This is a genomic window from Deinococcus fonticola, from assembly GCF_004634215.1.
Classification (GTDB): Bacteria; Deinococcota; Deinococci; order Deinococcales; family Deinococcaceae; genus Deinococcus; species Deinococcus fonticola.
Genome location: NZ_SMMH01000038.1, coordinates 20660 through 27008 on the forward strand (window position 1 = coordinate 20660; position 6349 = coordinate 27008).

At 59.0% G+C, this 6349-nt stretch carries 4 protein-coding genes and 1 pseudogene; 2 read left to right on the forward strand and 3 right to left on the reverse strand.

The genetic code is table 11. The annotated features are described in order from the left end of the window. Nucleotides 1-225 precede the first annotated feature (225 nt). Genes E5Z01_RS16590 through E5Z01_RS16600 form a run of 3 tightly spaced genes read right to left on the reverse strand, consistent with a single transcriptional unit; the run spans nucleotide 226 to nucleotide 3147 of the window. Entirely contained in the window at nucleotides 226-1494 is a 1269-nt protein-coding gene (locus E5Z01_RS16590; RefSeq protein WP_135230377.1) for a hypothetical protein, read from the reverse strand. Further along, nucleotides 1491-2015, reverse strand: a complete 525-nt coding sequence (locus E5Z01_RS16595; RefSeq protein ID WP_135230378.1) for a hypothetical protein — start codon at nucleotides 2013-2015, stop codon at nucleotides 1491-1493. The genes E5Z01_RS16590 and E5Z01_RS16595 overlap by 4 nt, the downstream gene beginning before the upstream one ends. Before the next feature lie 49 nt (nucleotides 2016-2064). After that, on the reverse strand, nucleotides 2065-3147 hold the full coding sequence (locus E5Z01_RS16600) for a zinc ribbon domain-containing protein (protein ID WP_135230379.1): 1083 nt from the start codon (nucleotides 3145-3147) through the stop codon (nucleotides 2065-2067). Between the two features lie 352 nt (nucleotides 3148-3499). Between E5Z01_RS16600 and hsdR the strand changes: the two genes are divergently transcribed. Both hsdR and E5Z01_RS19810 read left to right on the forward strand, forming a co-directional pair. After that, nucleotides 3500-5845, forward strand: coding sequence for an EcoAI/FtnUII family type I restriction enzme subunit R (gene hsdR / locus E5Z01_RS16605; protein ID WP_135230380.1), 2346 nt, complete (start codon nucleotides 3500-3502; stop codon nucleotides 5843-5845). A gap of 224 nt (nucleotides 5846-6069) precedes the next feature. Continuing rightward, nucleotides 6070-6349 (forward strand): annotated as a pseudogene (locus tag E5Z01_RS19810) (transposase); the annotation flags it as partial.

Below are 6349 nucleotides of genomic sequence, written 5' to 3' on the forward strand. Positions count from 1 at the left end.
CTGTCAAAACGGGAAGTGGGCAGCCGACAATTTGGTGAAAGGGTACAGTTCTCTGGTGAGGTTGTTTGCAAGTTGAGCGCATTTCCGTCGGTTGCCCACGCCCCGGCTTTGCCACTTCAGCCTGCAAAGGAGGCTGTGTTCATCCCTGCACCCTCGCCGTGTACTCACCTGACAAGGCAAAAAATATCCGGGAACTCAGCCCGGATGCAGGGGGAACGAGTGCTCCTACCACCACTCGGTCAGGAGGACGTTGCCATGGAGTTGCTGCCCAAAGAGGGTCGTCAGCACCCGCTGTCGCCGGGCGTGGGAGACGCCCCACACCGTCCTGAACCCTCGCTCGGAGAAGGTCGTCAGTTTGGTCTGGATGGTGTCACGACTGTAGGTTCCGTTGTCGTATTCGAGAGCAAGTTCAGCACCATCCTCAGCAGTCCAGAGGGCATCCGGCGACTCGAGTTTGATGAGTCCCCGGAATTCGGCCCTGTACCTCTCCGGGTCAGGAGGGATATCCAGAAGGTGCCGCATACACCCGGTTCCGGCCCGGTGCGCCAGGCGGGAGTCGGCCTGCTGAGCGAGGCGGCGGTCTAAGGTCAGGAAGCTCACGCGGGTTTCACTGGTCGCCTGCCGTGGCGAGGTGCGGAGTGTAGTGATGACCTGAAGAGCTTTGAGGAGATCGGCGGCCTCGAGGCCATAGAACCGTCTGAGTAAAGCCACACTCATGACGCCGTCGACCTCAATGCTCTGGAGAGCAGCAGCAACCCTGACGCTCCTTTCCTGCTGGAGAATGTGCAAAACGTGTCCGGGGAAATCGAGGTACTTCGGATTGGTTTTCCATTCCTCGCCTCCTAGATATGGCCCCTCCGCAGGCTGTTCCGGATGGGGGCCTGGATGCTGGTACCGGGCGAGCATACTGCCGCTGATGGTCTGCGGACGAACCTCCAGAACCTTCAGGAAAGACCCGTATCTCTCGGCTAACCGCCGTCCCTTCTTCGCATTCGGCACAGCCAGGATGACCGTAAAGTTGTGGAGCAAGGCCTGACTCTTCAGTCGCTCTGCAACGCGACCGATGTGCCTGCGCGAGAAGCCGTCTGCCGTCACTTTGGCGCAGAAGAGCGCGGGGCCATCCGGTGTAATCACCTCGCAAAACCTGTGGGTCGTATCGAAGGTTTCCAGATCGACAGTCTCTGATGCGGTGCTCTGACGCCAGCCCAGGTGCTGCAGGGCCAGCCGGGTGTACGCCATGTTGATATGCCACTCGGTGCTGCCGGAATACTCCAGTGAACCGTATACAGCGCGTTGCCCGGCAGCCGAGAGCAGAACGAGTGGCCCGATTTCCGTGGAAGTTACTGTCAGGAGTTTATCCTCCACAAATTGCCGGAAGCGTTCGTTGGGGAGGTGTTGCCTCACCTCCTGCTCTGTCCAGGCGTAGTCAGCGCTGTAGAGCCTGTGCAGAAGATGCCGCTCTGCTTCCGTCAGAGGGATCTCAGACTTCTTCATCGCGCTTTCCGTCCCCGGCGGGCAGGTTTGTCTCTGGTCAGCCGCAGTCGCCGCAGGCTCAACAACCGCTCGAAATCGTCTGCACCCTGTTCGAGCCGAGTCAGGCTGGTTTCCAGGTTTCCGACATGCCGCAGTACCGCGTACCGCGATTCCTGGCGCTGCTCATTCAGCCAGGTCTCAAAGCGTTCGTCGGGGAGAACCAGTTCCTCCTGCTGCTCCAGGGTGACTTCCTCCCCAAGCTCAGTGAGGATGGTTTTTTTGAACGTTTTGCCGATTTCGGGCAAGGCGCGAATGACTTCAGCAGCGACTCCGGCCTCCCAGTTCCTGAAAATCAGGTGGCACTCGATAGCCGGTATGGACTTGACGATGGCGCTCAGGCGGACAGGCGTGGTGGGCATCCTGGGCTGGGTGGTGGGGACAGCCTGCTTGACTTCAACAGCGGGTTTGAGCGGTGTCTGGGCGGTGGCTTCGGGCTGAGCGGGAAAGGGCAGGGCGGGCCGGTCATCGTTTGGATTTGTCATGCCTCATGGTCACTGCGCGAGGGTGGATCCGCACCCTGGTGTGCCAGCCTCAGCCTGCCCCGTAACGCTCAATCCCCGCCAGGAGGACGTTGCGAGCACCGACCTGGTGGGCGTTTCCACGGTGTCCACAGCGGTCACAATGGAACGAGTCACCTCTGCGCTGGCCCTTATAGAGAACCCGTTCCCGTTCACGGCAGCAGGGGCAATAGGTGCTCGTGAACCTGGCTGGTAACCGCTTAAAGAGGTGCTGTGCGGTGTGCATGTACTGACTGAGACTGCTGAAATGGTAATCGTGAATGGCCCGGTCACGAGCATCGAAAATGAAATTTCTGTTCATCCCCTTGTGGCTGAGCTTTTCGGAAAAGACGTGTGAAGCGTGGTAATTCAGCCAGGCAATGACAGCCTCAGTATCCAGGCGGCCACTCGCGTAAGTCAGGTGCTCGTGCAGTTTTCTGGCCCCCGGAGTCAAGCTCATGACTTTCACGGCATTGAGATGGCTGAGGGAGGTGGGCTTGAATTCCTGGCTCTGTCCGGCAGCGGTGTAGGCATAGGCAACCGGGTCGAGACCGACATCCAGGCCAACCGCCACTTTGTTCTGGCCTGTTCTCCCGGATCGGTACTGGGACTGGCAGGTCAGGCCCAGGAGCCAGTCACCTTTGAGGTTTTGCCGAAGATAAGTCTGCTCTGGTCGCCAGATGGATTTGTATGTGGTCGGCTCCTTTACCAGACGCGGGCGTGGATCGGGTTGTCGCCCCCTGCTGACCCGGGATTCGAGCAGAGCGACAAACCGCTCAGGAGACCAGTCGGGTTCGGGATGTCGCGCTGCTTTCAACAGGACATCGATGTCCGGGTACTGCTCGAATCCCGGAGAGGCGAGAACCATCGCGCGGTAAGCGGTGGTTGGCTGGTGGTTTAACTGCGCCATGATTTCCTGCCCGGCGATGGTCAGGAGTTCGTCGTTGATGACCTGTATCCGGCTGGCTGGACTGAGTTGATAGGTCAGGTCGCCGCGTGGCCCGCACTGGTTCGCACGGCAGGCAATGAGGTGATTTTGGTCGATGAGGTCGCTGATGGTGGAGTAGCTCGGGCGGAGGATCTTCATCCAGTGGTGATCGGTGGTGGTGTAGGGCATGGAACTCCGAAATGGCAACGCCGCCCACGGTGGACGGCGTCTTGAGTGAACTGGGTTTTGTAAAGACGAGGGTGGCTGTACGACATTGAAAACCCACTCGATTTAGCGGGTTTTCAGGGCATTTGAGTCGTTTTTAAGGCAGTTAGAGGTATTCCAGGTGATTCCTTTTTTGGCCCAGACCCGCTTTCAGGGGAGGTAGAGCCTGATGGTTGGTGTACTGTCTCACCACACCGCGCAGCGGTGATTCTTTTCAGAAAGGTGTAGTCCTTGCACCCTGTTTCAGCGGTCACCCCCCTGTCTCTTCCATGCATCAGATGCAGTTGTCTTCCATGTCCACTAAACTGTGCTGACCGTGACCACCGAAGCCGACACTTGCCGCCAGTACGTCCTCCCGAAGCTCTACGCGGCGGGCTGGACAGACGAGCAGATCAAGGAACAGCGCACCTTCACGGATGGCCGCATCCTGGTGACCGGGCGCAACGCCAAACGTGGCAAGCAGAAACGGGTGGACTACCTGCTCTACACCCGGCGCGACTACCCCATCGCCGTGGTGGAAGCCAAGGCCGAGTACCTCTCCCCGGAGCAGGGTCTCCAGCAGGCCATCGACTACGCGACTGTCCTCGATCTGCCTTTCGCCTACAGCACCAACGGCAAGGGCATCGTCGAACACGACATGCTCACCGGGCAGGAACGTGACCTCGAAGAGTTCCCCTCCGCCTCAGAACTCACCAACCGCTACCGTGCCCACCGGGGTCTTCCACCGGAGGTGGAAGACAGGCTGCTGATCCCCTACCACCTGGGTGACCGCATCCCCAGGTACTACCAGACCATCGCCATCCAGCGAGCCTCGGAAGCCATCCTCAAAGGTCAGCAGCGCATCCTGCTGACCCTGGCCACCGGAACAGGCAAGACCGAGATCGCCTTTCAGATTGCCTGGAAACTCTGGCAGGGCAAGTGGAATCTCAGCGGCACCTCCCGCAAGCCCCGCATCCTCTTTCTGGCTGACCGCAGCATTCTGGTGGACGACCCCAAGGACAAAGCCTTCGCCCCCTTCGGTGATGCCCGCCTGAAAATTGAGGGCGGGCAGGTCAACACCAGCCGCGAGATGTACTTCGCCACCTATCAGTCCCTCGCGGAAGACGAGAGTCGGCCTGGGTTGTACCGCCAGTTTCCACCGGACTTCTTCGACCTGATCATCGTGGATGAAGCCCACCGTGGTTCGGCCAGTGAGGAGAGTTCGTGGCGGGACATCCTCGACCACTTCAAATCCGCCACCCAACTGGGCATGACCGCGACTCCCCTGCGGGAAGACACCCGTGACACCTATGCCTACTACGGGCCACCCATCTACACCTACAGCCTGGCCCAGGGGATTCAGGATGGGTTCCTCGCCCCCTATCAGGTGCGGCGGATCGTGACGGATGTGGACGCGGTGGGCTGGAGGCCCACCCCTGGCATGAAGGATCTGTACGGCAGGGAAATCCCGGATGGCGAGTACGGCACCAAAGATTTTGAAGCTACCCTTTCTCTGATTCCCCGGACGGAAGCGGTGGCGAAGCATCTGGTGGAGTACCTGAAGTCCACCGACCTGATGGCGAAGACCATCGTGTTCTGTGTGGATCAGGAACACGCCCTTCAGATGCGGAGTGCTATAGCCCGACTCCTGCCTGAGCAGATGAGGCAGTACCCGGACTTCGTGGTGCGGGTGGTCGCGGATGAAGGGGACATCGGCAAAGGTCACCTCGCCAAGTTTCAGGACGTGGAAGAGGAAAGCCCAGTCATCCTGACCAGCAGCAAACTGCTGTCCACGGGTGTGGATGCCCCGATGGTGAAGAACGTGGTGCTGTTCCGGGTGGTGGGGACGATGGCGGAGTTCAAGCAGATCATCGGACGCGGTACCCGCGTCCGCGAGGATTACGGCAAGTTGTTCTTCACCATCCTCGACTACACCGGCACCGCCACCCAGAAGTTCGCTGACCCTGAGTTCGACGGTGAACCAATAGACACCATCGAGATTCCCATCGAAGCCACCACCGACACTGGAGGCGACCTCCCCGAACCGCCAGACCCCGAACCCAGACCCACAGGCCAGGGCAGCCTGAAGGGAGATGAACCCAGCGAACCGAGGAAACTGGTGGTGCGCAACGGCCTGACGGTGAAGATTCTGCACGAGACCGTGCAGGAACTGGATGCACGGGGCAAGCAACTGCGAACCGTGGAGTTCACCTCGTATGCAGCGGAACAGGTCAGAAGCCTGTACCTGACTGCCGAGGACTTCCGGAACCACTGGGCCGACCCGCGTGAACGCCAGGCCATCATCGCGGCTTTGGAAGAACGGGGCGTGGCCCTGGAGCACCTCGAACAGGTGATGGACAGGCCTGACAGCGACCCGTTCGACCTGCTCTGCCATATCGCCTTCAACGCTCCACTAAAAACCCGCAAGCAGCGGGCTGACGATGCAAGGAAGAAGAAGCAGGATGCCTTCTCGACTTACGGGCCGATGGCCCATACCGTCCTGGATCAGTTGCTCGACCAGTATGCCGAGCATGGGATTGACGAACTGGGTACGAATGCTGACGTGTTCAAGGTGCTTCCCGCCACGAGACATATGAACCTGAATGAGGTAGGCCGGGCCTTTGGTGGACTGCCAAAGCTACGGCAGTTACTAGATGAACTACCGGTACTAATCTACGCCTAATCAATCGGGTTAAATATTACTGCGCACTAAGTTAAGATGGTTACACAGTAAAAATTCTCTCTCCATCCTATCATAACTTTTGAGGATCCATGTTGAATGCCGCAAATTTAATCAATGCTCTCGACTATAACCACAGCCCTAACTGGAACGATATTGAGCTGGCGGCCCTGGCGGCCTGACAAACTTTATGAGAGAACGTCCCCGATAGGGGACAATTTCTGTTTGTGACGACAAAAATAGTCTTCGGGGACGTCCCCCGACTCTACCAGAATGTCCGACCCTTCCTCAGCGCCCTTGCCTGGAACGATGTCCGCAACGCGGACACCTGTGCCTGGCTTGTTGCAGGCTGTCTGGAAAGCCGAATCTGCTCCATCCCTGCGTGGGTGAGCGGGCGAATCTCAAAAGCGCAGTTCGCGCAAAGCCGAGAGATTCAGGCCCGCAGGTTTCTGGAGAACCCGAAGGTTGATCCCTTCGAGATCTATGCGCCGCTGGTCTTCCAAGCCC

What these genes read in the sequence shown, in the direction of transcription:
- E5Z01_RS16590 (WP_135230377.1), bottom strand. Translation starts at nt 1,494, where the DNA reads ATGAAGAAGTCTGAGATCCCTCTGACGGAAGCAGAGCGGCATCTTCTG.
- E5Z01_RS16600 (WP_135230379.1), bottom strand. Translation starts at nt 3,147, where the DNA reads ATGCCCTACACCACCACCGATCACCACTGGATGAAGATCCTCCGCCCG.
- E5Z01_RS16595 (WP_135230378.1), bottom strand. Translation starts at nt 2,015, where the DNA reads ATGACAAATCCAAACGATGACCGGCCCGCCCTGCCCTTTCCCGCTCAG.